Consider the following 24,257-nt stretch of genomic DNA (forward strand, 5'->3'; position numbering starts at 1 on the left):
TTCCCTCCCCTAACGGCGCCGCACCTGTTGTTACGGTGTCTTGTCGCCTGCCGGGCCCCTTCGGCCCGGCCTCAATCGCTGTGGGCACGTACGCCGCGCCCCAGCCGGATTCATGTCGCGATCAGGCGGCTTCCGCTTCGTCGCACAGTGCCATGTCGGCCGACATCAGCAGGCGCTCGATGTCTACCAGGATGAGCATGCGCTCGTCGATCGAACCCAGGCCACGGATGTATTCCGTGTCCAGCGCGCCCGAGAACTCCGGCGCCGGCTTGATCTGCTGGCTTTGCAGCGTCAGCACGTCAGACACACCATCCACGACGATCCCGACCACGCGGTCCATCAGGTTCAGGATGATGACGACGGTGTACTGGTTGTACTCGACGCGCTCAAGCTGGAACTTGATGCGCAGATCAACGATCGGCACGATGATGCCGCGCAGGTTGATCACACCCTTGATGAAATCGGGCGCATTGGCAATGCGCGTGACGGTCTCGTAGCCGCGGATCTCCTGCACCTTCAGGATGTCGATGCCGTATTCCTCGCGGCCCAGCGTGAAGGCCAGGTACTCTTCCCCGCCGGTGTCTTCGCCGACCACGTGTTTCTTGACTTCCATTGCGGCTCCCCTCGGCCCCGTCGGGCCACTAGATTGAATTCGTTGTGGTGGTGGATCCCACCCTGCCAGGCGTGAACGCTTATGCCGCGGCCATCGCCTCGGTCGAGAAACGACCGCCCTGTGCTTCGCCCACCTCATGCTTTTCGGCACTAACGGCACGCATCGCGTTTTCTGAATGGCCCGCGCGGGTCTCGCGCATCAGCGCCGACACGTCGACGATCAGCGCAACGCTGCCATCGCCCAGGATGGTCGCGCCCGAGATGCCCGGCACGCGGCGGTAGTTCGTCTCCAGGTTCTTGACCACCACCTGTTGCTGGCCGACCAGCTCGTCGACCTGCAGCGCGATCTTCTTGCCCTCCGAATCCAGGATCACGACGATGCCTTCCGACGGATCGGGCAGCGACGGCGTGATGCGGAAGCGTTCGTACATCGGCACCAGCGTCAGGTATTCGTTGCGCACCTTGAGCAGGCGACCGCCGCCCGGCACAGCCTTGATGTCTTCCGGACGCGGTTGCAGCGATTCGGCCACGCACGACAGCGGGAGGATGAACACTTCTTCACCGGTCTTGACCGACATGCCGTCCAGGATAGCCAGCGTGAGCGGCAGCACGATGCGGATCGTCGTGCCCTTGCCCTTCTGCGACTGGATCTCGACGTAGCCGCCCATCGACTGGATGTTCTGCTTGACCACGTCCATGCCCACGCCGCGGCCGGACACGTCCGTCACCTGGTCGGCGGTGGAGAAGCCCGGCGCGAAGATGAGCTGGTTGATCTCGTCGTCGGTCATGTTGTCCGACACGGGCAGGCCGCGCTCGCGCGCCTTCTTGAGGATCTTGTCGCGGTTCAGGCCCTGGCCGTCGTCGCTCACCTCGATAACGATGTTGCCGCCCTGGTGGGCAGCAGAGAGCAGCAGTTGGCCGGTGGCGTCCTTGCCGGCGGCCACGCGGGCCTCGGGCAGTTCGATGCCGTGGTCCAGGCTGTTGCGCACCAGGTGCGTGAGCGGATCGATGATCCGTTCGATCAGGCCCTTGTCCAGTTCGGTTGATTTGCCGAACGTCGACAGCTCGACCTGCTTACCCAGCTTGTGTGCCAGGTCGCGCACCAGGCGCGGGAAGCGGTTGAACACGTAATCCATCGGCATCATGCGGATGGACATGGCGGCCTCTTGCAGGTCGCGTGCATTGCGCGTGAGCTGCGACAGGCCGGCAAACAGGCGCTCGTTGAGCACCGGGTCGAAGGCCTGCGCGGTTTGTGCCAGCATGGCCTGCGTAATGACGAGTTCGCCCACCAGGTTGATGAGCTGGTCGACCTTCTCCACGCCGACGCGAATCGACGTTTCTGCAGCCACGGCGGGCTTATGGTCGGCAGCGGCCGGGCGGGCCGGCATGGGGGCGGCGACAGCGGCAACGGCCTGCGCCGGTGCAGCTTCGTTGGCGGCCGGGGCGTGCACTTCCGTCTGCGCGGCGGCGGGCGTCGGTGCAGCAACAACCGGCACAGCGGCTTCGGCCACCGCCGGTGCCGCACCACCCACGTGCGGCGTGATGACGATCTGATCCGCATCGATGATGAAGCAGCTCACCGCGATGATGTCGTCAGCCGTGCAGGTCGTCTGCAGCACGATGTCGCTGTTGCGGCCGGTGCGCGCGTGGCGCAACACGGTGCCCAGATGCTTGAGCTCGGTGACGATCAGCTCGCAGTCTTCGTTCGAGACATTGATGAGCTTGATGTCCAGGCCGCCGTCAATGTCGCCCACGGCGTCGGCCGCAGGTGCTTCAACCACCACCGGCTCGGGCTCCGGTGCAGCCACCGGTTCGGGCGTCGCCACCACGGGCGCCGCAGCCACCGGCGCGGCGGCAACAGGGGCGCCTTCCTCGGCGGTCAGGCTGTTGAGCTTGGCCACCATGTATTCGAGCGTGGCCGTATCGATTGGGTGCTCTTGCCGGTAGGCATCAAGTTGGCTTTTCAACACGTCTTTCGTTTCCAGGAAGGCATCCACCATGTTTTCGCGCAGCTGCAAGGTACCGGTGCGAGCGCGGTCCAGAATCGACTCCGCCACATGCGTGAGTTCCGTCATGTGCGTGAAACCGAAGGTCGCGGCACCACCCTTGATGGAGTGCGCGCAGCGGAAGATGGCGTTCAGATCATCAGAAGAAGGGTTGGCGACATCGAGGTTGAGCAGCAGCCGCTCCATGTCGACGAGCAGCTCTTCCGCCTCTTCGAAGAAGGCGCCGAAAAACTGGCTAAGGTCGAGGTTCATATCTGTCGTCTCGGTCGTTTAATGCGTCGAAGCAGACCCGTGGGTCTGCGCGTGCCATTCGAGCAACTGCATCACCGAATCGGTCAGCCCATCCGGGTCGAACGGCTTGGGCAGAAAGCCCGTCGCGCCTGCAGCGCGTGCCTGGTCGCGGATGGTGCTGTCAGCCTCGGTGGTCAGCATGAGGATCGGGGTGTCGGCGTAGGCTGGCAGTGTGCGCAGCGCGCGAATGAGGGTCAGGCCGTCCATCGACGGCATCACCTGGTCGGTGATCACAAGGTGGTGGCTGCCCTGGGCGAGCGTGCGCGCGGCTTCCAGCGCGGCGGTGCCGTCGCCGGCTTCCGTCACGACAAAGCCGCACTCGCGCAGGCACGTGGCAATCATGCGGCGGATCGACGTGGAATCGTCCACCACCAGGATGTGTTTCTCGCTCATCGACTGTTTCTCCCCTCGGCGCTCTTTATGGCTTGGCCGCGCTCACTGCATCGGCCACACCCGTGGCACGTGCGGCAGCATCGGTCAGCGTGTCTTTGCCGTCATTGCGCAGGTCGGCCACCGGCTCGACCCCACCCGAGCGCACGGCTTCAGCGGCGCGTGCGTTGAGCACGACGATGCTGATGCGGCGGTTGATCGGGTTGTAGATGTTCGTCTTGTCCAGCGGCACCGATGCCTCCAGGCCCACCACGCGGCTGACCTTCTCGGGCTTCATGCCGCCGGCCACCAGTTCGCGTCGCGATGCGTTGGCGCGGTCGGCCGACAGTTCCCAGTTGCTGTAGCCGTGCTGCGTGGCGTATTGCGTCGCGTCGGTGTGGCCCGACAGGCTGATCGGATTGGGCACGTCGTTCAGCGCCGAGCCCAGCTCACGCAGGATCGTGCGCATGTACGGCTGCACCTCGGCGCTGGCGTTGGCGAACATCGGACGGTTCTGCTGATCCACGATCTGGATGCGCAGGCCTTCGGTGGTCATGTCGATCAGCAACTGGTGCTTGAACTGGCTCATCACCGGGTTCGTCTCGACCATCTCGGCAATCTTCTGCTTGAGCTTGTTCAGCGCCGCATCGTCCGACTCATCGCGGATGTTGCGCTGGCGCTGCACCGTCGGGCTCGGGCTCGGGTTCGGCTGCGGCACGTTCTGCTTGAGGGACGGGCTGCCCTGCAGGATGCTGGACTGGTCGCCAGAACCGGCGCCACCAAAGAGCGCCACCTTCAGCGGCGTGCGGAAATAGGTTTCGACCGACGACAGCTCGGCCTTGGTCACCGAGCTGAGCAGCCACATCAAGAGGAAGAACGCCATCATGGCGGTCACGAAGTCGGCGTAGGCGATCTTCCACGCGCCACCGTGGTGGCCGTGTCCGCCTTTCTTGTTGCGCCGAATGACAATGAAGGTCGGCGTGCTGGACTTGCTCATGGTCCGTTCCCGTCGGTGTGTGCTGCGTCGTTAATGGCACGGCTCGGTGGCCATGCTCTGTCTCATATAGGGTTCAGCGCTACGCTGTCTTGGCGCCGCGCACGTGGTCTTCCAGTTCTGCAAAGGATGGGCGCTCGGTCGAGAACAGCACCTTGCGGCCGAATTCCACGGCAATGGCCGGGGCGTAGCCGTTCATGCTGGCCAGCAGCGTCACCTTGATGCACTGGAACAACTTGGTCGATTCTTCGGCGCGCTGCTCCAGCAGCGAACCCAGCGGCCCGATGAAGCCGTACGCCAGCAAGATCCCGAGGAACGTGCCGACCAGCGCGGATGCGATCAGCTTGCCCAGCTCTGCCGGCGGCAGGCCGACCGAGCCCATGGTGTGCACCACGCCCATCACGGCGGCCACGATGCCGAAGGCCGGCATAGCGTCGCCCACCTTGGTGATGATGCGGGCCGGTTGTTCGGCTTCGTGGTGGTGGGTGTCGATTTCCTGATCCATCAGCGCTTCGATCTGGAACGGATTCAGGTTGCCGCCCACCATCAGGCGCAGGTAATCGCAGATGAAATCCAGCGCGTGGTGATCGGCCTGGATGGCGGGGTAATTGGCGAACAGCGTGCTTTCGTGCGGGGCTTCGATGTCGGCTTCGATCGACATCATCCCTTCGCGGCGGATCTTGGACAGCACCACGTACAGCAGCGCCATCACTTCCATATAGAGGGCCTTGGTGTACTTCGAACCCTTGAACAGGCCCGGCAGCGCTTTGACGGTGGCGTTGATGGCCTTCTTGTCGTTACCGACCACGAAGGCGCCAATGCCGGCGCCGAAGATGATCAGCAGTTCGGTCGGCTGGAACAAGGGCCCGAGGTGTCCTCCGGCCAGCATGTAGCCGCCGAACACCGACGCGAGAATCACGATGTAACCGATGGCAACTAACACGGGGCGAACTCCTGAATGGGCGATCCTTCGATCAATACAAGAGGGAATAACGGCATCCCCCCGGTTAACTGAAGGCTTGAGCGCCGGGTTTTGCTGCTGCGCGGTGCTCGAAAAACCTGCCGCCGCGCCCTTCTTCACCAAGAACGGCAACAAAACGGGCGGCTTGAGCACCACCTGGCCCAAAGAGCGCTTCCCGGTAGGCCGATCCAAAGAAAAAGGGACGGAAATGGCTTTCCGTCCCCACTTTTTCGTCCGTTTTCTGCGCCCAGCGGCAAAAAAAATGCCGGTCCGCAGTTTCCCGCGACCGGCCTACCCCCTTCCCCTTTTGTCCTGCCTGAGCCCCTGTGCTTTTCCTGCTCTGTGTTCCTTGCTCTTTTGTTCTTTGTATTGTTATCTGCCGATCTTGCCGGCTATTCCCGTATTTCCCGTACCGCTACCCTATTTCCCGTCCGCCCTTTTTTGACCATCCCCCGGCGGTTCTACAAGTCCCGTATTCCCGTGTTCCTGCAATGCCGTTTCAGGCGTCGATCGTCTTTTCTGCGATCGCATCAACCGGAGCAGCGACGCGCTTTTTCTTTCCTGCGCGTGACGGCGGCTGGCATACACCACACACGAAATCATGGTGCAGGTCATCTGCGTGGGCCACGAAATGGCCGGTGCAGCGCTTGCACTTCACGGTGTGCAGCATCTTCCCCTCGAAGAACTTCAGCATCATCCACGCACGGGTGATCGAGAGCACCTCTTCCTGTTCGTGGACGTGAATATGTTCCTGGTACAGCTTGTAGGCCGAGATCAGGCGGCGCACACCCGTGCTGCGGCTGTTCTCACCCAGAAAACGATAGATGTTCAGGAAGATCGACGAATGGATGTTCGGCGACCACGTCAGGAACCAGTCTGCCGAGAAAGGCAGCATGCCCTTGGGCGGCGATTCCCCACGGATTTCCTTGTACAGCTTGACCAGACGCTCACGGCTGAGCGTGGTTTCCTGTTCCAGCAGTTGCAGGCGCGCACCGAGCGAAATCAATTCCGCTGCGAGGTGGATCTGCTGAACTTCGTTCATGACGCTGGTGTGACGCATGGCACTGCTCCCGCTTTCGCTTGCTACTCATCCAAAGTGCAATCTCTGAACCCGGCGAAAAGACCGCCGCAAATGGCTCAGCTGATCTGCTCAACCGCCTGACGTGCCAGCAGGATCGACATTTGCGATTGCTGCAGACCCTTGTCACGGTGCGGCTGGGTCACCAGACCCAGGATGGCGTGATCGTCGAAGCGGAAGCGGCACAGCATCATGTTCGTGCTGGCCAGCTTGACGATCTGCGCGGGCGACATCGTCAGCAGGATGTCAGCCAATTCTTCAGAGATGCCGAGGCGAAACAGTGCGGCATCGCGATCCTTGGCCAGCATCTGCTGAGCAAGCATCAAGTAGGTGAGATTCAGTTCGCTGATCTCGGAAACAATGTCTTGCGTGTCCATGTATGTCCCGTCGTGTGCAGTAAAAGTACAACTTGCATCCGATCTCGCATGGTGATGTCCGGTGGCGCTATTTTTTTTACGCCTACCCTCGCCGGGCTGTTCACCAATCCCCACAGATCGGATGTTCCTGCAGTCGGCGCCGTTGCCGGCACTTCCTGCTCCTTCTTACTCACGTCGCTAAAGACATGGCGAAGTTGTTTTCTGTTGAACACATTGTGGGTTTACGTCCGGGCTAAGTAAAGAAGGGGGGACCCCTACGTCAGGGGGGTGAGGTAGTCCGTTCTCTTGTAGGCAATTTTCCTACAAATCTGTTAATAAACGTTGCAAATGAAGCCTTTGCCGACGCAACGGCCCTGGGTAGACGATGCGCTAAAGCGGGCGTTTGACACGTATTTACCCCAATGAACGGCGAAAGATAGCAATTAAATTGCCTAAAGTTGTCAGAAATCGACAAAGAAGGCGTCGCACTTCTGCGACTGTGAGCATCGGATGCCGGGTTAACCGCTTGTAGGACACTTCTGACCCACTCCTACACGTCGTGTAGGACAGTTCCGACCCGTTTTTGGCTGGTTTTGTAGGAACGCTCCTACAGTCAAATGGCGATTTTGTAGGACACCTCCTACTCGTTTGTTTTACTAAAAAAGACACGTCTACTTAAAAAGTACAAAAACCAGCCGTGCCACAGGGTTGCCCGAGCTGGAAAGGAAGGGGGCGCCACTTCTTTTGATGCGGAGCAGCAAAAAGTGCTGCATGGCCGTCTGCAGAGCGAAAAATGCGGGAATTTTGACGATTGGACGGCCACCCTCTTTGTAGGACAGCTGTAGGACAACGTGAGCTGCGGCAACAGCTCACGTGTGCCGTCAATCGTGATGCGGCGCGGTCCAGCGGTTCGCCATCCGGCGAGACAACGGGCGTTGTCGCCCGTCATGGCAACGAACAGCGCGGATTCGTCTGGCGTCAGCACCAAACCGTTCGGGCTCGGGCCATTGGCGAGCAGGCAATCGAGCCGGCCATCCGTGCACAGGCGATACACACGGCCGGTCGGGTCATGCAGGCCGGTCTGGCCTTGGTCGGTGAAATACACATCGCCGTTGCGGGCGACGATCAGATCGTTGGGGCCTGTGCTCTTTCTGGAGAAATCACGTTCTCATACACAGAACATTGAAGATTTTCGAGAATTGTTCGCACGAACGCTAAAGTTTTCCGCCGGCCTTCCGATGAAGGGCGTACTGATCAGCGAGACGGCCATGCAACTTTCTTCCCCTTCCGTATCTACTGCGACCGCCGGCGCATCGGGCAGCGGGAGCAGTTCGGCCGGCGACATCGAGCGCCTGCAGCGCCAGCTCAAGAACCTGCAGAAGTCGATGCAGGATCTGCCCGGGCAGAATCTGCCGCCGGATCAGGCCCGCGAGCAGGCACAGTTGCTCAGCCAGCAGATTCAGATCGTGCAGGCGCAAATCGCTCGCCTTCAGGCGCAGAACGGCCTGGAGCAGGCGCAAACCCGGTTGGAAAACCGACACAACGCATCGAAAAGCGCTTCTGGCACAGGCAATACCGACGCAGCGGCCAAGGCCCGCACGACGGACAAGGTGACCGGCTCGTCCACGGCGAGCGATGCCCGCCTGCATACCCGCGAAGCAACGCAGGCTCAGTCCGAGCAGTCAGCGCAGTCAGCGCACCCCGCCAGCGCAGAGGCCATCACGCCGGCCAAGCCACCGCTGGTTTCCGTCAGGGCCTGAAGGCGGCAACGCGGCGACCTGTCCTTGATGGCGCCAGTTGCCGATGCCTGACCACCTCCTTTTCCACCCCCTCCCATCGGGGGGACGCCAGCTTGCGGTGCCGACGGCGACAATCGCCGCGCCGCCATCCTGTGTGCGGCATCGAGAACACGCATGACCTCCGCCGCCAGCGACGCCCTGCCCCCAACCGCCCCCGCCGATCCGCATCCGGAACGCACGCTCTCGCGCAATTTCTTTGCACGCCACTGGCGCGGTGATTACAACCTCGCCCGCTCGTATTGGTTGCACACCGCGCTGATGCAATTTGGCGTGGTGGCGCTCAGCGCCGGCGTCACGCATGCGCTGGCGCATAACGCACCGGCGCGCGCGGCATCTTCGGCGTTGCTCGTGATTTACGTGATGGGGCTGGCGCTGTGGATCTGGGCGGTAGTCGGCACCTGGCGTTCGGCCGATCGAGAACAGGCGCGCAACCGGCGTGCCGGCATGTCGAACCTGTGGCCCTTGATCGCCAAGGTGATGATCGTGCTTGGCGCCGTGGGCACCGGCTCGCGCCTCATCAACGATGGGCCGCGGCTGAGCGCGCATCTGCGCACCGCGTTGGGTGAGCAAGCGGCATCGCCCTTTACGGTGACACCGCAACGCGACGGACGCGCCGTCCTCTTCAACGGCGGCATGAACGACGGCGCCGCCGATGCACTGGAAGCCGCGCTGCGCAAGGCGCCGAACGCCGTGGCCGTCGTGCTGCGCTCGGAAGGCGGCTGGCTGCGCGAAGGGACGCTGGTGGCGGACGTCATCCGCCGGCACCATCTGCGCACGTATGTTGAACGCACCTGTGCCTCGGCGTGCACGATCGCCTTCCTGGCAGGCGTTGACCGCGCCGCCGCACCGGGCGCACGCATCGGCTTCCACCGCCCGCGCGCGGTAGGCGCCGATCACGACCAGACCCCGGGCGCCACCGACAGCGAACTCTGGCGCGCGTATTCAGACGCGGGCCTGCCCGACGCCTTCGTGCGCCGCGTGCAGGACACGCCGTTCGACCAGATGTGGTTTCCCACCGCGCAGGAACTGCTGGCCGACCACGTCGTCACCCGCCCGTCGCCCGGGGGCGAATACGCGACCATGGCCACGCAGTTGAATACCCGCGAAGCCCTGGCCGCTGAACTGCGCAGCGCGCCGTTGTATGCAACGCTGGAGCGCAAATACCCGGCACACTTCAGCCGCCTGATCGATACGCTGTGGCCAGAACTGCGGCGCAACGTTACCGATGCGCAGGTGGTGGCACTGCTGCGCGAGCAGACGGGCAAGCTGTACCGCGCGCTGATTCCGACCGCGCCCAACGCCCTGCTCTTTGCCAACGCAGAACTCACGCTTGAACAGGCCCAGGCCCTGCAGCGTATGAGCCCCGAAGCCTGCGTGGCTTATCTCGAAGGCACCTCCGGGGCAAGCGCTGCTGCCGCTCGATTGCCGCGCGCGCTGGTCACCCGCGAGCAGGCCTTGTTCTCAGACCTGATGCAGGCCGCCGACCCGGACCACGCGCCCGTTGTGACGCGCGCACAAACCCTGCCGGTGCTGCAACTGGCCATGGCCGCGCTTCCCCTCAATGAACAACGCGTGCTGACCGTCCCGGCGCTGCGCCACTCCGCACCACCGGCCGAACGCTGCCAGGCGCTGATCGGTTTTTCGCGCTCCATCCTGGCCCTACCCGAAACCGAACGTGCGCTGGCACTGCGCGGCATGTTTGCCGATACGTCAGCGCCCGATTCGTAGCAAGAGGCATCAGGCAGGACGCAATGCAGCCAGTGATGCCCGCTGGCGCCCTTCTTCGTCAAAGTTCTCCGGTGACAGCCATTGCTCGAAAGCGGCCCGCACCTGCGGCCAATCCGCATCGATGATGGAGAACCACGCGGTATCGCGGCTGCGGCCCTTGTAGACCACCGCTTGGCGGAAGATGCCCTCGAACTGAAAGCCCAGCCGCTGCGCGGTCTGCCGCGACGGCGCGTTCAGGCTGTCGCATTTCCACTCATAGCGCCGGTAGCCGAGGTCTTCAAAGACGTGCTTCATCAGCAGGAACTGCGCTTCGGTCGATGCCGGCGTGCGTTGCAGCAACGGCGAAAACGTAACCGCCCCCACCTCCACCACGCCGTGATCGGGCGTGATGCGCATCAGCGCCAGCGTGCCGACCGGGCGATCGGTGCGCATGTCGACGACTGCGTATTGCAGCGGATCGCGCTTGGCCGCAATGCGCTCGATATAGGCGCGGTGCGCTGCCGTATCGGCAAACGGGCCTTCCACCATGTACGTCCAGACGCGGTCGTCCGGGGCCTGGCTGAACACCTCGAACAACGCGTCGGCATGGCGGGCAGCGTCAAGCGGCTCAAGCCGACAGTAGCGGCCAGGGAGCGGCGTGTGCGGCGGCAGAGGCCGGGCCGTCCAGTCGGGCAGCGGCGCGCCAATGGGTTGCTGATAAGCGTTGAGGGTGGGCATGCGTCGAACCTGGATCGAGAACAACAAGAAGCCTTCACCCTACCGAACGTCCTGGCTCCATGGAAAGAGCCATGGAATCGCATTGTGATGGAGCCACACCAACAACCCCACGCCCGGATTAATCCGTTCGATGCCCCGCCACACGCCGATAGCGCGGGTGCGTACAAATCGATATGTTGGCAGCGGGGGAAGACGGCGCCACACATAGGCGCGGGCATAGCCATTGCTGTGCAGGGGTATGCACGCGCCCTCGGAATCGTCCGTCATCTTTTCTGCCAGGAGCCCGCGAGTGGCGCCGTTCATTGCAGAGTGGTACCGCCGCTGGAGTCGAGGCGCCCGATACGCATGCGCGGCCGCATGGCTTGCCTTGGCCGGCATGGCACCTTGGTGCCCGACCCTGGCGGCGCCCCGGTTTGCCTACCCAGTCACGCAACGCATTGACGCGGGCGCGAGCGTCGCCCTGCCCCGCACGTGGGGCCCATTGCGGCTGAACACAGAAACGCCCATTCCTTCTGTTGCGGCGACCATCAACTCGCCATTCGGCCCATCGCGGCTGGTGTTCGCGCAGCAGACCGTAGCGCCGGAGAGCTTCGCGCTGGTGACGGTACGTAAATCCGATTTCGACAAAGGCACGCCGGATTATCTTGAAACCCTGCGCCCGCGCGATCTGGCAATCCTGCTCAACCACATGGAATCGCGCGTGCATGGCGATCGCCCGGCCTGGGCTGCACGCCTCGTGCGCGGCAAGGCGCCGTCGCAGCAGGTGCTGGCAGGGCGCCGGTTGATCTACTGGGAGGGCGAATGGAGCACCTCCACGGCACGGACGGTCGTGGTGCGCGGGTATGCGTTCTTTGGCAACGGCGCGGTCTACTTGCTCCGAATATTCGGCACCGCGGGGCACGACAACGCTGCCGAGTTTGCCGAAGAGGCACGTTTTGCCGATTTGGTGGCTGCGACCTTCCGGACGAAATAGCCGCCGAGCTTTCGCCGTAATTGTTGCAACGCAACAACAAGTGTAGCGCGCGTGACGCCCCTGGCTCCTAAGCGCAGGCCCGTCCACGCAAGGGCTGAAATCTGTTGTTACTCTTGGAACAGTCTGTTCACCCGACGCCGTATTGTTCTTCCGCATTGCAACACCTACACTTCGTGACAGTTGTTCAGACATCGATTGCCTGAACAAGCAATGCAAGTGTTGTAAGGAGAACAATGATGAAATGGTTGGATATTGGCGCCGTCATGGCCGCCTGGATTGCGAGCTGCGTGGCAGCAGGCTGGCTCATCAGCGCCGCCGCTTTCCTGGCTTAACGTCCCTGCCCTAAAGGCAAAACGGCCGAGCGGGAACCCCTTCCCCGCCCGGCCCTGAACACCCCGGTTGATCGATTCGTCAGGCTGGCTTCTGACCGGCCCACTCAACGAATCGGTCGACAAACCCCTGCAAGAACTGGCGCGTCCGCGCATCCGTCACCCCGCCCTGGGCATCAAAGGGCTCTCCCGCAAAGTGGAAGAACACCTCCGGCAACGGCAAGACCTTCACGCCGACCGCCGCGAGCACATTGCGCAATTGCGCCTGTGACAGCGCCGTCCCGATGGCGCCCGGCGAAGCGCCCGCAATGCCCGCCGGCTTGCCGCCCCACACGCTCTGGCCGTACGGCCGAGAACCCCAGTCAATCGCATTCTTCAGCACGCCCGGTATGCCGCGGTTGTATTCCGGCGTGACGAACAGGACGGAATCTACGCCCGCCACTGCTGCCTTGAAGCGCTGCACGGGCTCGGGCAGGCTGGCATCCAGATCCTGGTTGTAGAGCGGCAGCTCGCCAATCTCGATGAACTCCGCCGTCGCGCCCGACGGCAGCAAGCCCACCAGCGCCTGCGCCAGCTGGCGGTTGAACGACGCCTTGCGCAGGCTGCCGACGATCACTCCGATAGTGAAGTTGCTCATGAACACTCCTTGCGTGCAAAACAGTTCGGGCCAGGGCTGACGCTCAATCCGCCGTGGCCGGTTCAGGGGCCACCTCCCGCTTGAGGCGGTTGATCAAGGCAAACATCAGCGGGTTCAGCAGAATCGACAGGATCGCCGCCGACAACAGCAGCCCGCGCGCCCGGTCGGGCAGGATTTCCAGGCTGATCCCCAGCCCGATCAGGATGAACGAAAACTCGCCGATCTGCGCGAGGCTGGCGGAAATCGTGAGCGCCGTGCGGTTGCCGTGACCAAACGCGCGTACCACCGCAAAGGCTGCCAACGACTTGCCCACCACCACGATCAGCACCGTGCCGAGCACCGCCCAGGGGTCTTCGATCAGCACGCTTGGGTCGAACAGCATGCCCACCGACACGAAGAACAGCACCGCAAAGGCATCGCGCAGCGGCAGCGATTCTTCCGCCGCGCGCTGGCTGAATTCGGACTCGGCCAGCACCATCCCCGCAAAGAACGCGCCGAGCGCGAACGACACCCCAAACAGCACCGTCGCGCCATAGGCGACGCCCAGCGCGGTGGCCAGCACGCCCAGGCGGAACAGCTCCCGGCTGCCCGTCATGACGATGCGCTCGAGCATCCACGGGATCACGCGGCGGCCCACCACCAGCATCAGCGCGGCAAACGCCACCACCTTCGAGAGCGTGACCGCCAGCACCTTGACGATGTCCCACGTGCTGACTGTTGTGCTGCCGGCGCCGCCCAGCGCGCCGGCCAAGGCCGGCAGCAACACGAGCGTCACCACCATCACGAGGTCTTCCACGATCAGCCAGCCGACGGCGATATGGCCTTCGTGCGAGTTGTCGATGCCGCGATCTTCCAGCGCCTTGAGGAGCACCACCGTGCTCGCTACCGAGAGCGCCAGGCCGAACACCAGGCCCGGCCCCCAATCCCACCCGAGCAGCCACGCCAGACCCATGCCCATGAGCGTGGCCAACGCAATCTGCCCGATCGCCCCCGGAATGGCGATGGCCTTGACCGCCAGCAACTCCTTCATCGAGAAGTGCAGCCCCACGCCGAACATCAGGAGGATTACGCCCAGTTCGGCCAGTTGCGGCGCAAGGCTTTGATCGGCCACGAAACCGGGCGTGAACGGCCCGGCCACCACGCCCGCCATCAGGTAGCCCACCAGCGGCGGCAGCCGCAGGCGCTGGGCGATGGTGCCGAAGATGAAGGCCAGCACGATGCCACCGATGATGGTGGAGATGAGCGGGGTGTCTACGTGCATGCGGTCCTGGAATGGGAATGGCGCGGGTTCAAAGACTGGAGGAGCGGAACAGCAGGGAAAGGGCCGGGCGGCTCTTGTGCGACAACCGCGGCGCGGATTTGTTCTTGGCGCGTCACAACTATAAGGATTGCCCTTTGCGAAACCTTACGAAGCAAATGTCATGCAGAAGACATCGCGCCGAAAACACCGCTCCTACACTGCGCCGCAGACCGCTCCCCCAGGGCGGCCAGGCGCCCCCCCCAGGAGACAACACATGCGCTACGCCAACAAAGTCCTTTCCGTGGACGAGGCCATCGCCCACGTCCGCAACGGCAGCCGCCTGATGCTGGGCGAATTCGTGGGTGCCGGCGAGCCGGCCTGCTGCATTGAGGCGCTGCTCGCCAGCGGCATCGGGCAACTCACGCTGATCACCAACACGCCGGGGCTGCGCGGCGGCTTTCTCAAAGCCCGGCTGTTCAGCTCAGGACAGTTGGCCGAGTTCATCGGCACGCACGTCGGCACGACGGATGAATCGACCCAGGCGTACCTGACCGACTCCGTGCACGTGGCCGAGTTCTTTCCGATGGGCACCTGGGCTGAGAAAGTGCGCGCGGGTGCGCTGGGCCTGGGCGGCGCGCTGGTGCCGGTGGGCGTGGGCATCCTCGACCAGCCCGGGATGTTTCCCAAGCGCGGTGCGCCCAAGCCGACGATCACCGTCGATGGCACGGCGTGCTTCGTGGAGCCGCCCCTGCGCGCCGACGTGTCGATCATCAAGGGTTGGCGCGCCGATACCTTCGGCAACGTGGAGTTTCGCGGCACGGCGCTGCAGAACCAGCGCGACATTGCCATGGCCGGCGACTACACCATCGTCGAGGTGAACGAGATCGTCGAGGTGGGCACGATTCCGCCCGAGCGCGTCGGCTGCCCGGGCGTGTTCGTCAATGCGGTGGTGCAAGGGCTGTCGCTGCAAGACCAGCACGCGCTCTACAAGCACCACTGGACGAAGCTCGGCCGCCTGCCTGCTGCCGAAGCCTGATCGTCGATCGACACCACCAGGAGACCGCCATGCAAGCTCTGCCCGAAACGCCCAAGCAACGCATTGCCGCCCGCTGCGCGCAAGAACTGCGCGCGGGCGAAGTCGTCAACCTTGGCCTGGGTATCCCCACGCTCACGGCCAACTACCTGGACGGCGATGCGGGCGTCATCTTCCATACCGAAAACGGCGCCTTTGGCTTTGGCGGACGCCCTGCGCTGGACGCCATCGACAGCGACTTCACCAACGCCGGGTGCGAGCCCATCACCCTGCTGCCCGGCGCGGCGCTCATGGACCTCGCCACGTCACTGGGCGCGATGCGCAACGGCTACATCGACGTGACGATCCTCGGCGCGTTGCAGGTGGATGCGCTGGGCAACCTCGCCAATTGGGCGTGCGATCGCAACGGCAAATGGTGGCCCGGCATTGGCGGGGCAATGGACCTTTGCTACGGCACGCGCAAGGTGATTGCCGCGCTGGCACACACCGACAAGCACGGCAACTCCAAGATCCTGCCGCGCTGCACGCTGCCTCTTACGGGCCGGCGCTGCGTGAAGGTCATCGTTACCGAGCACGCCGTGTTCGACGTGACCGACGCGGGGCTGGTGCTGCGTGAAATCCTCTCGCATGCGACACTCGACGACATTCGCGCCATGACAGCAGCGCCCTTTACGCTGGCGCCGCTGCTGCAGATGCGCGCAGCCTGAGGAGACTGCATGCCCACCACCGTCGATTGGTTCTTCGATGTCATCTCGCCGTTTGCCTACCTGCAACTGGAGCAGTTCGATGCGCTGCAGGAGGCCAATGACATCGTCATCCGCCCGCGCCCGCTGGTGCTGGGTGCGATCCTGCATCACTGGGGGCAGAAGGGCCCGGCGGAGATCACCTCCAAGCGCGTGTTCACGTACCGGCACGCGCTGTTTCGCGCGCAGCAGCTCGGCATTCCGTTTCGCATGCCGCCCGCCCACCCGTTCAACCCGATCAAGGCATTGCGGCTGACGATTGCGATGGGTGGCTCGCTCGATGCCGTGCGCGCGGTGTTCCGGCATATCTGGCGCGATGGCAACGATGTGGCATCGCCCGAGGGCTTTGCCGCGCTGTGCGAGGCGGTCAGCTTTGCAGAAGGCGCCGCCGCTGTCGAACAGCCCGCCGTGAAAGACGCGCTGCGTGCACACACCGACGCGGCCATCGCGCTTGGCGTGTTCGGCGTGCCCACGCTGGTGCACGACGGCGAACTGTTCTGGGGGGAAGACGCGACCGACATGTTCCTGCAAAGCCTGCGCACCGGCTGGCTCTCCACGCCCGAAGCGCAGCGCGTGAGCAGGCTGCCGGTGGGCATTCAACGTGGCTGAACACGACACCAATTCGCGCCCCGGCATCAGCCGCGCACGGCTGGCGCATATCGCGGCGTGGTCGATCGACCTGCCCGCGGAAGAGGCCGACCGCGCCTGCGCCGGCATCGTTGAGAAAACCTACGCGCGCGGCGCCTGCATCTGTCCGAAAAACACATTGCTGGAAAGCTGGACGGGCGTGGTCACGGGCCTTATCAAAATCGGCACGGTATCGCCCGAGGGGCGCAGCGTCACGTTTACGGGCGTGCCGGCCGGCGGCTGGTTTGGCGAAGGCACGGTGCTCAAGAACGAGCCGCGCCGCTACGACATCGTTGCGCTGCGCGACACGCGCATGGCCTTCATGGACCGCGCCACCTTCATGTGGCTGGTGGAAAACAGCGTGGCGTTCAACCGCTTCCTGGTCAAGCAACTCAACGAGCGGCTCGGACACTTCATGGCGCTGCTGGAATACGACCGGCTGCTGGATGTCACGCCACGGCTGGCGCGTTGCATTGCATCGTTGTTCAACCCGGTGCTCTACCCGGGCGCGGGCGACCACCTGGAGATCACGCAGGAAGAACTTGGCCTGCTTTCCGGCATGACGCGGCAGGTGGCCAACCAGTCGCTCAAGGCCCTGGAGAAGGACGGCGTGGTCCGGCTGGAATACGGCGGCGTGACGGTCGTCGACCTCGATCGGCTGCGTAGCTACGGCGCCTGAAGACGGCGCCATTATTAACGAATCTTCATCCGGCAGAGCAGGCCGCACCCGCTAGAATCGCGGCACAACAAGACAAGATCATTACGCTGCGGCATGCGCCTCGCGCGCTCAGCAGCCGGAAGAGGGAACAGGGCAACGTACGCCGTGCGTGCCTGCATCTATGCTGCCGATTCATCTGCTTTCCACCGGCAAGGCGCTGCCGGAACAACACGTCACGTCCGCTGAACTGGATGCCCGCCTGGGCCATCGGGCTGGGTACGTGCGCAAGAAGTCCGGTATCGACGTCCGTCACCATGCCACGCAGGCCGAGCACCAGTCGGAACTCGCCGGCGCTGCCGTGCGCGATGCGCTGCGCCGCGCCGATGTTCCGGCCGCGTCCATCGACCTGTTGATCTCCGCCTCGGGCGTGCAGGAACAGGCGCTGCCCAACACGGCCGCGCGCATCCTGGAGCCCGCCGGGCTGCCTGCCGGCACGCCCGCGTTTGACGTCAACGCAAGCTGCCTGAGCTTCCTCACGGCGCTGCATGTGGCAAGCAGCTTGCTGACCACGGGCGCGTACAAGCGCATCGCCGTGGTGGCGTCCGACCTGGCCTCACGCGGCATCGACTGGGACGATGCCGAGACCGCGTTGATCTTCGGCGATGGCGCAGCGGCGGTCATCGTTGAAGCGGCGCCTACGGTGTCCGGCACGGGCATCCACGCCTACCGCATGGAGACCTACCCCGCCGGCAAAGCCTATTGCGAAATCCGCGCGGGCGGCACGCGCCGCAACCCGCGCACCGGTGCGCAACCCACCGATTACCTGTTCCACATGGATGGCAAGCGCGTATTCAAGCTCGCCTCGCAATTGATGGACGGGTTCCTCGATCGCCTCTTCGCGGGCAGCCATTACACGCTGCACGACATGCATGTCGTCGTGCCGCATCAGGCGAGCCACCTTGGGATGCAGCATCTACGCAAACGGCTGGGCGTGCCGGAAGCCAGCGTGGTCGATATCTACGCGCAGCACGGCAACCAGGTGGCCGCGTCGATTCCCACCGCGCTGCATGAAGCGGTGACGACCCAACGCATCGAGCCCGGCAAACCGGTGCTGCTGGTCGGCACGGCGGCCGGCCTGACGCTCGGCGGCATGGTGCTGACGCTATGACGACGCTGGTGACGGGCGCCACCGGTGGGCTGGGCCGCAACGCGGTCGACGCGCTGCTCGCGCAAGGCGCCCGCGTGCGCGCGACGGGCCGCGATGCCGCGCAACGCCACGCTTTTGCCGCCCGTGGCGCCGACTATGTGCCGGCCGATTTGGCACAACTGACACCGGCCACGCTCGATGCGCTGCTCGATGGTGTCGATACGGTCTGGCATTGCGCGGCGCTGTCATCGCCCTGGGGCGCGTATGAGGACTTCTACGCGGCCAATGTGCGCGCAACGGCCGCTCTGGCCGAAGGTGCCGTCAAGCGTGGCGTCCGCCGCTTCTTGCATATCTCCACGCCGTCGATCTATTTCGACTACCAGCATCACGCCGATCTGCCGGAGAGCTATCGCCCTGCGCGCTTCGCCAATCATTACGCGGCGACCAAGATGCTGGCCGAAGCGGCCATCCAGCAGCAAGCGACCACGCAGCACCGCACGCACTTCGTCATCCTGCGGCCGCGCGGGCTGTTCGGCCCGCATGACCGCGTGGTGCTGCCGCGCATCCTGCATCTTCTGGAACTGCGCGGCGGCGTGCTGCCGCTGCCTCGTGGCGGCGCGGCGCGCATGGACCTGACGTACCTAGAAAACGTGGTGCATGCCATGCAATGCGCCACCACAGCGAGCGTGCCTTCCGGCGCCGCCTACAACATCACCAACCACGCACCGGCTACGCTGCGCGATCTGCTCGATCAATTGCTGGGGCAACAGCTCGGCCTGCGTTACCGCATCCGCGCTGTGCCGTATCCGGCGATGGCATTGGCCGCACGCGTCATGGAAGCCGGCAGCGCTCTCACGCGTCGCGAGCCGCTGCTTACGCGCTACAGCGCCGCCGCCCTGCACTACGACATGACGCTCGCCAACGACCGCGCGCGCATCGAACTCGGCTACGTGCCGCCCATCGACATGGCCGAAGGCATCCGCCGCACGGCCGACTGGCTACGCAAACAGGGCAACTGCATATGGCAACGCTAACGGTCTTTGAAGCCGGCTACTGCACGCACACCGCGTGCGTGGCACTGCGCGGTGCGGGCTTTCGTACCTGCGCCTTCCCTGCACGCGCATGGCTGATCGAAGCGGCAGGCCGCCGCTGGCTGTGGGACACCGGCTATGCCTCGCATTTTCATGACCACACGCGCAGCGGCCTGTTTGCGATCTATCGCAAGGTCACGCCGGTGTATTTCGATACATCGGAATCCATGGCAGCACAGCTCGCACAACAGGGCATGCGCCCGGCTGACCTGGATGGATTGATCGTCTCGCATTTCCACGGTGACCACGTTGCCGGTCTGCGCGACTTTCCGAGCGTGCCCGTCATCTGCTCCGGCGAGGGATGGATGCACCTGCGTGCGCTGCGTGGTGTTTCCGCGTTGCGGCGTGCTTTCGTGCCGGGGCTGATTCCCGAAGATTTTGAAACGCGCACGCGCTTTGTCGAACAGTTCGAGCAAGTCGCGCTGCCGCCGGAGCTGGCGCCATTCAGCTCCGCCTGGGCCTTGCCCAACAGCAACGGCGACGTACTGCTCGTGCCCCTGCCCGGCCACGCCGCCGGACACCTCGGCGCGTTCGTGCGCACGCAGGAAGGCTGGGTGTTGCTGGCCGCCGACGCCGCCTGGTCGCCGCTGAGCTATCGCGAGCTGCGCGGGCCGTCGGTGCTCGCGTATTCGATCATGGAAGACCGCCACGCCTACTTCGACACGCTGCGCAAGCTGCACGCGCTCGATGCGGGCGGCCATGTGCGCATCCTGCTCACACACGAGGGGGCGTTGTGACGGCGTTGCACCGCCTGCTGTGGTCGTACTGGCAAACGCGCCGGTTGCGGCTGGCTGATCGCGCTGCGCTGGAAGCGCATCAGCAGCGGCAAATCAAGCGCTTCACGCAACGCGTGCTGACCCGCAGCCCGTATTTCCGCACGTTCGCATCGAAGCCGATGCACGAGTGGCCGTTGATGGACAAGGCCACGATGATGGCCAATTTCGACGCCATGAACACCGCCGGCCTGCGTCTGGCCGACGTGCTCGCGTGCGCGCAGCAGGCCGAGCAGTCGCGCGATTTCCGGCCGACGGTCGGTGCGTATTCGGTGGGCTTGTCATCTGGCACATCGGGCGGACGCGGCGTATTTGTCGTCAGCCCGACCGAGCGCGCGCAGTGGGCCGGCATCCTGCTCGCCAAGCTGCTGCCGCGCGGCCTGTTGCATGGCGAACGCGTCGCGCTGTTCCTACGTGCCAACAGCAATCTGTACACGGCCGTGCGCAACCCGTGGCTGACGTTCTCGTTCTTCGATCTGTTTGCGCCGTTCGATTCGCACCGCGCGCCGCTGGAAGCATTGCAGCCGACCATCATCGTGGGGCCCGCGCAGGTGCTGCGTGCGCTCGCCATGGAGAAGCTGGCAGGGAGGCTCGACATCGCGCCAGTGCAGGTGCTGTCCGGCGCCGAAGTGCTGGAGCCGATGGACCGCGCACTGCTTGCGCAGGCCTTTGGTAACGTCGGCGAGGTCTATCAGGCCACCGAAGGGTTCCTGGGCGCGACCTGCCCGCACGGCACGCTGCACCTGAACGAAGCGCACGTTCACATCGAGCCGCAATGGCTGGACGCACGACGCTTCGTCCCCGTCATTACAGATTTCACACGCAGCACACAGCCCATCGTGCGCTACCGGCTGGATGACATCCTTATCCGCCGCGACCCGGCGCTGGGCGCTTGCCCATGCGGTAACCCGGCCATGGCCATCGAGCGCATCGAAGGCCGCTGCGACGATACGCTCGTCCTGCCCGCGCTGGGCGGCGGTACCGTCACGCTGTTTGCGGACGTGTGTTCGCGGGCGCTGGCACAGGCGCTGCCGCTGCATGCGGATTACCGCCTGGTCCAAACCGATGCGAGCACGCTGGCGTTGTCCATTCATCCGGCCGACCCCGACATTGCACGCGCGTGCCAGACGCACCTGGCCGATGTCTTCGCGTGCCAGGGCGTCGATGCATCGCGCGTGACGTGGCACGCCACGCCCGAGCGCATCGCCACGGACTTCACCACCAAGCGCCGCCGCATCGTTCGACTCAAAGTGTCAGGAGCGGCACGATGAGCCAGCTTGCGACGCGCCTGCGTCATATGGCCCTGGGCTGGTGTTCAGTGGGCCTCGTCTACGGCATTTGCGGGGCGCTGCAAGGAGCGGGCACGGTCGTGCCCGAAACCGCACTGGACCGCGCCATTCCGTTCAGCACGTCAGGCATCTGGCTGTACGTGTCGTTCTTCGTGCTGATTCCGCTCGCGTATCTGCGGGCCGACATGTCGCGCCTGCCCTGGCTGGAACGCGCCATGCAGATGAGCGCGCTCGTGAGCGGCGCTGTGTTTCTGCTGTGGCCGACCACGCTGCACTACCCGCCGCTGACGGACGCATCGCTGCCCGGCAGCGTGCAGCGCATGCTGATCGCCATGGACTCGAGCCAGAACTGCCTGCCCTCGCTGCATGGGGCGCTCACACTGCTCTCGGTGTGGGCGCTGGCCGATTCGCGCAGGCCGATGCGCACGGCGCTCGCCGCAGCCTGGGGCCTCGGCATTCTGTACGCCACGATCCAGACGCGCCGGCACGTTGCCCTCGATCTGTCTGCAGGCGTAGCCGTGGGCGTGCTGTGCGGCGCGGCTGTCCGTCTATGGTTGGCGCGGCGCGCGTCAACGCTCTCCATCGAACCGGTGTCCACATGAATGCCTTTGCCCTGCCGCTTGCATTGATGCTCGGCTGCGTGTTGCTGGAACTGGCTGCGCTCAAGTGGTGGCGCGGCCAGCCGGTGCCGTGGCGCGACGTCATCCTCAATCTGAACTCGGGCCACGTGCTGATGTGGCTGTGCCGCGGCGTGGAAGTCGCTGGCTTTACGTGGCTATATGCCCATGCCAGCCTGCATTGGGTGGATGGCTGGCATCCGATTGCGGGCTGGGCCTTCGCCTTTATTGCATGGGATCTCGGCTTCTATTGGCTGCACCGCACACACCACAAGCTGGGCTTTCTGTGGGCGATCCACGCGGTGCATCACGAGGGCGAGCATTTCAACCTGTCGCTGGGCGTGCGCAACGCGTGGCTGTCGTCGCTGACATCGCTGCCGTTTTTCGTGCCGCTGGCGCTGCTGGGTGTTACGCCGGAGATGTTCGTGGCGGTGTCGGGCCTGCATTACTCGGTGCAGTTCTACAACCACTGTGGACTGGTCGGCCGCTCGGGCGTGCTGGACCGCTTCATGGTCACACCCGCCAACCACCGCGTGCATCACGGCTGCAACCCCGAGTACATCGACCGCAACTTCGGCGGCACGCTGCTCCTCTGGGACAAGCTGTTCGCCACGTATCAGCGCGCGTTGCCCGACGTACCCATCCGCTATGGCGTGCACAGGCCCACCCACAGCGACAACCCGTTCTGGGCCAACGTGGTGCCGGCATTGCAATGGCTGGGGCTGCGTACGCCGCATTTGCAACGCGATACGCGTGCCACGCCGGCCGGCTGGATCGCCACCGGCGGTGTGCTGCTGTTTGGCGTGGTGATCGACTATGTGCGCACCGATGGCCTGTGGCCCGAACACTGGCAAGCGGTCTGGTTCACCCTCATCCTGCTGCTCACGTTGGCGCTGGGCGGTTTGTCCGACGGGCGCGGTTGGGGCCGCTGGCTTTGGCCGCTGCTGGCGCTTGCGCTGCCCGTGCTGATGATCGGCATATGCGGCGCGGGCGATGCATTGTCCGACACGTTGGCCGTTGCGCTCGGGTTGCATGGTCTTGCTTGTGGACTGTGGCATGCGCTGCGGACCGAATCGCCGCTCTCTTCGTCGCCGCATGCCGAATCTCGCTAAGCTCCGCTACGCTTCACCGCGCTCGTCATCACTCGCCGACGATTTGCGCCGTGTCGCGCACGACCATCTGCAGGCATGCAGCGACCATCGCTTTGCCGATGCGCAGTTCATTGCCAAGGGCGCCTTCCTCGTTGTGGTATCCGCGCTGCTGTGTGGCGCCATGGTCACGGCCACGAATGCGACGGCTTTCGTGCTCGCCTACATGGCCTTTCCGTTCATCGCAATGTTGCTGGCCATGAACGTGCTGCACGACGGCGCGCATCGGGCGCTCTCGCCCTGGGCATGGTTGGATGGCCTCATGACGCGTGTGACCGCCATCCCGCTCGGCATCGAGCCGGCCTACTGGACGGTGCGCCACGTGCACTATCACCACGCGCATGCCAACGTGGAGCACTACGACCTCGACACCGCTGCAAACCGGTTCCTGCGGCAGACGCCCTTTCAGCCGTGGTATCCGCAGTTTCGCTATCAGCATCGCTACTGGCCGCTGATTGCCGCGCTGTCGTTGCCGTACATCAACTGGATCTACGACTGGTCGGATCGCCTTGGCCTCACGCCGCTGGCGGCGGATCGCGTGTTGCCCGGCCTGCGCGGCTGGGCGACGTTCCTGTCTGCGAAGACGTTGCACTTGCTGATTGCGGTGGCGGTGCCGGCGTGGGTGGCGCACCAGCTTGGCCTCGGCTGGGGCTGGGTGGCGTTCGGCTACTTCGCGGGGCAGATGCTGGCGTCATGCGTGCTGGTCGCGCTGATCCTGGGCACGCACTGGGCGGACGTGACGTTCTATCTGCCGCCCGAATCGGGCCAGCTGCCGCACACGTGGCACGAGCATGCATTCCACACCGCCTGCGACTGGCAACCGCAACCGGCGTGGATCGGCTATTGGCTCGGCGGCCTGAACTGGCACCTGACGCATCACCTCTTCCCAACCTATAGCCACCGGCACTATCCCGCGCTGGCCGCACGTGTGGCGGAGGTGGCGCGCGCCCATGGACTTGACTACCGCGCGCTCACCTACCGCGAGTTGCTGACCGCGCAGCAGACCTTCCTGCGCGCCATGGGTCAACGCCCGAACTGACG

Annotated in this window: 25 protein-coding genes; 14 read left to right on the top strand and 11 right to left on the bottom strand. The window is 64.4% G+C overall.

Annotation, left to right across the window (positions count from 1 at the left end; translation table 11 throughout):
• Positions 1–121: 121 nt before the first annotated feature.
• The 8 genes from ACTJK4_RS17965 to ACTJK4_RS18000 form a co-directional block, all read right to left on the bottom strand.
• The gene (locus ACTJK4_RS17965; RefSeq protein ID WP_232039940.1) at positions 122–613 is read right to left on the bottom strand and encodes a chemotaxis protein CheW; all 492 of its coding nucleotides are present in this window, start codon (positions 611–613) and stop codon (positions 122–124) included.
• Between the two features lie 79 nt (positions 614–692).
• Positions 693–2,870, bottom strand: a complete 2,178-nt coding sequence (gene cheA, locus ACTJK4_RS17970; protein WP_440818588.1) for a chemotaxis protein CheA — start codon at positions 2,868–2,870, stop codon at positions 693–695.
• Positions 2,871–2,888: 18 nt separating this feature from the next.
• Positions 2,889–3,302: a response regulator gene (locus tag ACTJK4_RS17975; RefSeq protein WP_024978410.1), complete on the bottom strand. Its 414-nt coding sequence runs from the start codon at positions 3,300–3,302 to the stop codon at positions 2,889–2,891.
• A 25-nt stretch (positions 3,303–3,327) separates the two neighbouring features.
• A complete protein-coding gene (motB, locus tag ACTJK4_RS17980; RefSeq protein WP_232039942.1) occupies positions 3,328–4,275 on the bottom strand; it encodes a flagellar motor protein MotB in 948 nt (315 codons plus the stop codon).
• Positions 4,276–4,354: 79 nt separating this feature from the next.
• Complete coding sequence (motA, locus tag ACTJK4_RS17985; RefSeq protein WP_004627779.1) at positions 4,355–5,215, bottom strand: flagellar motor stator protein MotA; 861 nt, start codon at positions 5,213–5,215, stop codon at positions 4,355–4,357.
• A 517-nt stretch (positions 5,216–5,732) separates the two neighbouring features.
• The gene (flhC, locus tag ACTJK4_RS17990) at positions 5,733–6,293 is read right to left on the bottom strand and encodes a flagellar transcriptional regulator FlhC (RefSeq protein ID WP_027679319.1); all 561 of its coding nucleotides are present in this window, start codon (positions 6,291–6,293) and stop codon (positions 5,733–5,735) included.
• Positions 6,294–6,370: 77 nt separating this feature from the next.
• The gene (gene flhD / locus ACTJK4_RS17995) at positions 6,371–6,688 is read right to left on the bottom strand and encodes a flagellar transcriptional regulator FlhD (protein ID WP_004627783.1); all 318 of its coding nucleotides are present in this window, start codon (positions 6,686–6,688) and stop codon (positions 6,371–6,373) included.
• A gap of 619 nt (positions 6,689–7,307) precedes the next feature.
• A complete protein-coding gene (locus ACTJK4_RS18000) occupies positions 7,308–7,772 on the bottom strand; it encodes a hypothetical protein (protein ID WP_440077408.1) in 465 nt (154 codons plus the stop codon).
• Here ACTJK4_RS18000 and ACTJK4_RS18005 point away from each other — a divergent pair.
• Together ACTJK4_RS18005 and ACTJK4_RS18010 are read left to right on the top strand one after the other, a co-directional pair.
• Positions 7,762–8,427: a FlxA-like family protein gene (locus tag ACTJK4_RS18005; protein ID WP_440077409.1), complete on the top strand. Its 666-nt coding sequence runs from the start codon at positions 7,762–7,764 to the stop codon at positions 8,425–8,427. The genes ACTJK4_RS18000 and ACTJK4_RS18005 overlap by 11 nt on opposite strands.
• A gap of 153 nt (positions 8,428–8,580) precedes the next feature.
• Positions 8,581–10,194, top strand: a complete 1,614-nt coding sequence (locus ACTJK4_RS18010; protein ID WP_440077410.1) for a hypothetical protein — start codon at positions 8,581–8,583, stop codon at positions 10,192–10,194.
• Between the two features lie 9 nt (positions 10,195–10,203).
• Here the strand turns inward: ACTJK4_RS18010 and ACTJK4_RS18015 are convergent, their stop codons facing one another.
• On the bottom strand, positions 10,204–10,911 hold the full coding sequence (locus ACTJK4_RS18015) for a GNAT family N-acetyltransferase (protein WP_440077411.1): 708 nt from the start codon (positions 10,909–10,911) through the stop codon (positions 10,204–10,206).
• Between the two features lie 289 nt (positions 10,912–11,200).
• On the opposite strand from ACTJK4_RS18015, the gene ACTJK4_RS18020 reads away from it, so the two are divergent.
• The gene (locus ACTJK4_RS18020) at positions 11,201–11,884 is read left to right on the top strand and encodes a hypothetical protein (protein WP_440077412.1); all 684 of its coding nucleotides are present in this window, start codon (positions 11,201–11,203) and stop codon (positions 11,882–11,884) included.
• Between the two features lie 411 nt (positions 11,885–12,295).
• On the opposite strand, the gene ACTJK4_RS18025 is transcribed toward ACTJK4_RS18020, so the two are convergent.
• Positions 12,296–12,850, bottom strand: coding sequence for an NADPH-dependent FMN reductase (locus ACTJK4_RS18025; protein ID WP_433867799.1), 555 nt, complete (start codon positions 12,848–12,850; stop codon positions 12,296–12,298).
• Between the two features lie 43 nt (positions 12,851–12,893).
• Complete coding sequence (locus tag ACTJK4_RS18030; RefSeq protein ID WP_260801399.1) at positions 12,894–14,111, bottom strand: cation:proton antiporter domain-containing protein; 1,218 nt, start codon at positions 14,109–14,111, stop codon at positions 12,894–12,896.
• A 253-nt stretch (positions 14,112–14,364) separates the two neighbouring features.
• Here ACTJK4_RS18030 and ACTJK4_RS18035 point away from each other — a divergent pair, with 253 nt between their 5' ends.
• The 11 genes from ACTJK4_RS18035 (at position 14,365) to ACTJK4_RS18085 (ending at position 24,255) form a co-directional block, all read left to right on the top strand.
• Positions 14,365–15,126 (top strand): CoA transferase subunit A, encoded by a 762-nt coding sequence (locus tag ACTJK4_RS18035; protein ID WP_316869616.1) that lies wholly within the window; start codon positions 14,365–14,367, stop codon positions 15,124–15,126.
• Positions 15,127–15,155: 29 nt separating this feature from the next.
• Positions 15,156–15,830, top strand: coding sequence for a 3-oxoacid CoA-transferase subunit B (locus tag ACTJK4_RS18040; protein WP_440077413.1), 675 nt, complete (start codon positions 15,156–15,158; stop codon positions 15,828–15,830).
• Positions 15,831–15,839: 9 nt separating this feature from the next.
• Positions 15,840–16,475 carry a 2-hydroxychromene-2-carboxylate isomerase gene (locus ACTJK4_RS18045; protein ID WP_260801396.1) on the top strand — a complete coding sequence of 212 codons (636 nt, stop codon included), beginning with the start codon at positions 15,840–15,842 and terminating at the stop codon, positions 16,473–16,475.
• On the top strand, positions 16,468–17,172 hold the full coding sequence (locus ACTJK4_RS18050) for a Crp/Fnr family transcriptional regulator (RefSeq protein ID WP_316869613.1): 705 nt from the start codon (positions 16,468–16,470) through the stop codon (positions 17,170–17,172). The genes ACTJK4_RS18045 and ACTJK4_RS18050 overlap by 8 nt, the downstream gene beginning before the upstream one ends.
• Before the next feature lie 160 nt (positions 17,173–17,332).
• Positions 17,333–18,319 (top strand): 3-oxoacyl-[acyl-carrier-protein] synthase III C-terminal domain-containing protein, encoded by a 987-nt coding sequence (locus tag ACTJK4_RS18055; protein ID WP_440077415.1) that lies wholly within the window; start codon positions 17,333–17,335, stop codon positions 18,317–18,319.
• Entirely contained in the window at positions 18,316–19,332 is a 1,017-nt protein-coding gene (locus tag ACTJK4_RS18060) for an NAD-dependent epimerase/dehydratase family protein (RefSeq protein WP_440077416.1), read from the top strand. Before ACTJK4_RS18055 ends, ACTJK4_RS18060 begins: the two co-directional genes overlap by 4 nt.
• A complete protein-coding gene (locus ACTJK4_RS18065; RefSeq protein ID WP_440077417.1) occupies positions 19,320–20,126 on the top strand; it encodes an MBL fold metallo-hydrolase in 807 nt (268 codons plus the stop codon). The genes ACTJK4_RS18060 and ACTJK4_RS18065 overlap by 13 nt, the downstream gene beginning before the upstream one ends.
• Positions 20,123–21,433, top strand: coding sequence for a F390 synthetase-related protein (locus ACTJK4_RS18070; RefSeq protein ID WP_322017807.1), 1,311 nt, complete (start codon positions 20,123–20,125; stop codon positions 21,431–21,433). Before ACTJK4_RS18065 ends, ACTJK4_RS18070 begins: the two co-directional genes overlap by 4 nt.
• Positions 21,430–22,053 carry a phosphatase PAP2 family protein gene (locus ACTJK4_RS18075; protein ID WP_440077419.1) on the top strand — a complete coding sequence of 208 codons (624 nt, stop codon included), beginning with the start codon at positions 21,430–21,432 and terminating at the stop codon, positions 22,051–22,053. Before ACTJK4_RS18070 ends, ACTJK4_RS18075 begins: the two co-directional genes overlap by 4 nt.
• Positions 22,050–23,180 (top strand): sterol desaturase family protein, encoded by a 1,131-nt coding sequence (locus ACTJK4_RS18080; RefSeq protein WP_440077420.1) that lies wholly within the window; start codon positions 22,050–22,052, stop codon positions 23,178–23,180. Before ACTJK4_RS18075 ends, ACTJK4_RS18080 begins: the two co-directional genes overlap by 4 nt.
• Complete coding sequence (locus ACTJK4_RS18085; RefSeq protein WP_440818589.1) at positions 23,164–24,255, top strand: acyl-CoA desaturase; 1,092 nt, start codon at positions 23,164–23,166, stop codon at positions 24,253–24,255. The genes ACTJK4_RS18080 and ACTJK4_RS18085 overlap by 17 nt, the downstream gene beginning before the upstream one ends.
• The last annotated feature ends 2 nt before the right edge of the window (positions 24,256–24,257 follow it).

Source organism: Ralstonia sp. 22111, from assembly GCF_052045895.1.
GTDB classification, from domain to species: domain Bacteria; phylum Pseudomonadota; class Gammaproteobacteria; order Burkholderiales; family Burkholderiaceae; genus Ralstonia; species Ralstonia wenshanensis.

Excerpts from the sequence above, each read along its gene's own strand:
- ACTJK4_RS17965 (WP_232039940.1), bottom strand. The coding sequence starts at position 613 with ATGGAAGTCAAGAAACACGTGGTCGGCGAAGACACCGGCGGGGAAGAG.
- cheA (WP_440818588.1), bottom strand. The coding sequence starts at position 2,870 with ATGAACCTCGACCTTAGCCAGTTTTTCGGCGCCTTCTTCGAAGAGGCG.
- ACTJK4_RS17975 (WP_024978410.1), bottom strand. The coding sequence starts at position 3,302 with ATGAGCGAGAAACACATCCTGGTGGTGGACGATTCCACGTCGATCCGC.
- motB (WP_232039942.1), bottom strand. The coding sequence starts at position 4,275 with ATGAGCAAGTCCAGCACGCCGACCTTCATTGTCATTCGGCGCAACAAG.
- flhC (WP_027679319.1), bottom strand. The coding sequence starts at position 6,293 with ATGCGTCACACCAGCGTCATGAACGAAGTTCAGCAGATCCACCTCGCA.
- flhD (WP_004627783.1), bottom strand. The coding sequence starts at position 6,688 with ATGGACACGCAAGACATTGTTTCCGAGATCAGCGAACTGAATCTCACC.
- ACTJK4_RS18010 (WP_440077410.1), top strand. The coding sequence starts at position 8,581 with ATGACCTCCGCCGCCAGCGACGCCCTGCCCCCAACCGCCCCCGCCGAT.
- ACTJK4_RS18015 (WP_440077411.1), bottom strand. The coding sequence starts at position 10,911 with ATGCCCACCCTCAACGCTTATCAGCAACCCATTGGCGCGCCGCTGCCC.
- ACTJK4_RS18025 (WP_433867799.1), bottom strand. The coding sequence starts at position 12,850 with ATGAGCAACTTCACTATCGGAGTGATCGTCGGCAGCCTGCGCAAGGCG.
- ACTJK4_RS18030 (WP_260801399.1), bottom strand. The coding sequence starts at position 14,111 with ATGCACGTAGACACCCCGCTCATCTCCACCATCATCGGTGGCATCGTG.
- ACTJK4_RS18035 (WP_316869616.1), top strand. The coding sequence starts at position 14,365 with ATGCGCTACGCCAACAAAGTCCTTTCCGTGGACGAGGCCATCGCCCAC.
- ACTJK4_RS18040 (WP_440077413.1), top strand. The coding sequence starts at position 15,156 with ATGCAAGCTCTGCCCGAAACGCCCAAGCAACGCATTGCCGCCCGCTGC.
- ACTJK4_RS18045 (WP_260801396.1), top strand. The coding sequence starts at position 15,840 with ATGCCCACCACCGTCGATTGGTTCTTCGATGTCATCTCGCCGTTTGCC.
- ACTJK4_RS18055 (WP_440077415.1), top strand. The coding sequence starts at position 17,333 with ATGCTGCCGATTCATCTGCTTTCCACCGGCAAGGCGCTGCCGGAACAA.
- ACTJK4_RS18060 (WP_440077416.1), top strand. The coding sequence starts at position 18,316 with ATGACGACGCTGGTGACGGGCGCCACCGGTGGGCTGGGCCGCAACGCG.
- ACTJK4_RS18065 (WP_440077417.1), top strand. The coding sequence starts at position 19,320 with ATGGCAACGCTAACGGTCTTTGAAGCCGGCTACTGCACGCACACCGCG.
- ACTJK4_RS18075 (WP_440077419.1), top strand. The coding sequence starts at position 21,430 with ATGAGCCAGCTTGCGACGCGCCTGCGTCATATGGCCCTGGGCTGGTGT.
- ACTJK4_RS18080 (WP_440077420.1), top strand. The coding sequence starts at position 22,050 with ATGAATGCCTTTGCCCTGCCGCTTGCATTGATGCTCGGCTGCGTGTTG.
- ACTJK4_RS18085 (WP_440818589.1), top strand. The coding sequence starts at position 23,164 with ATGCCGAATCTCGCTAAGCTCCGCTACGCTTCACCGCGCTCGTCATCA.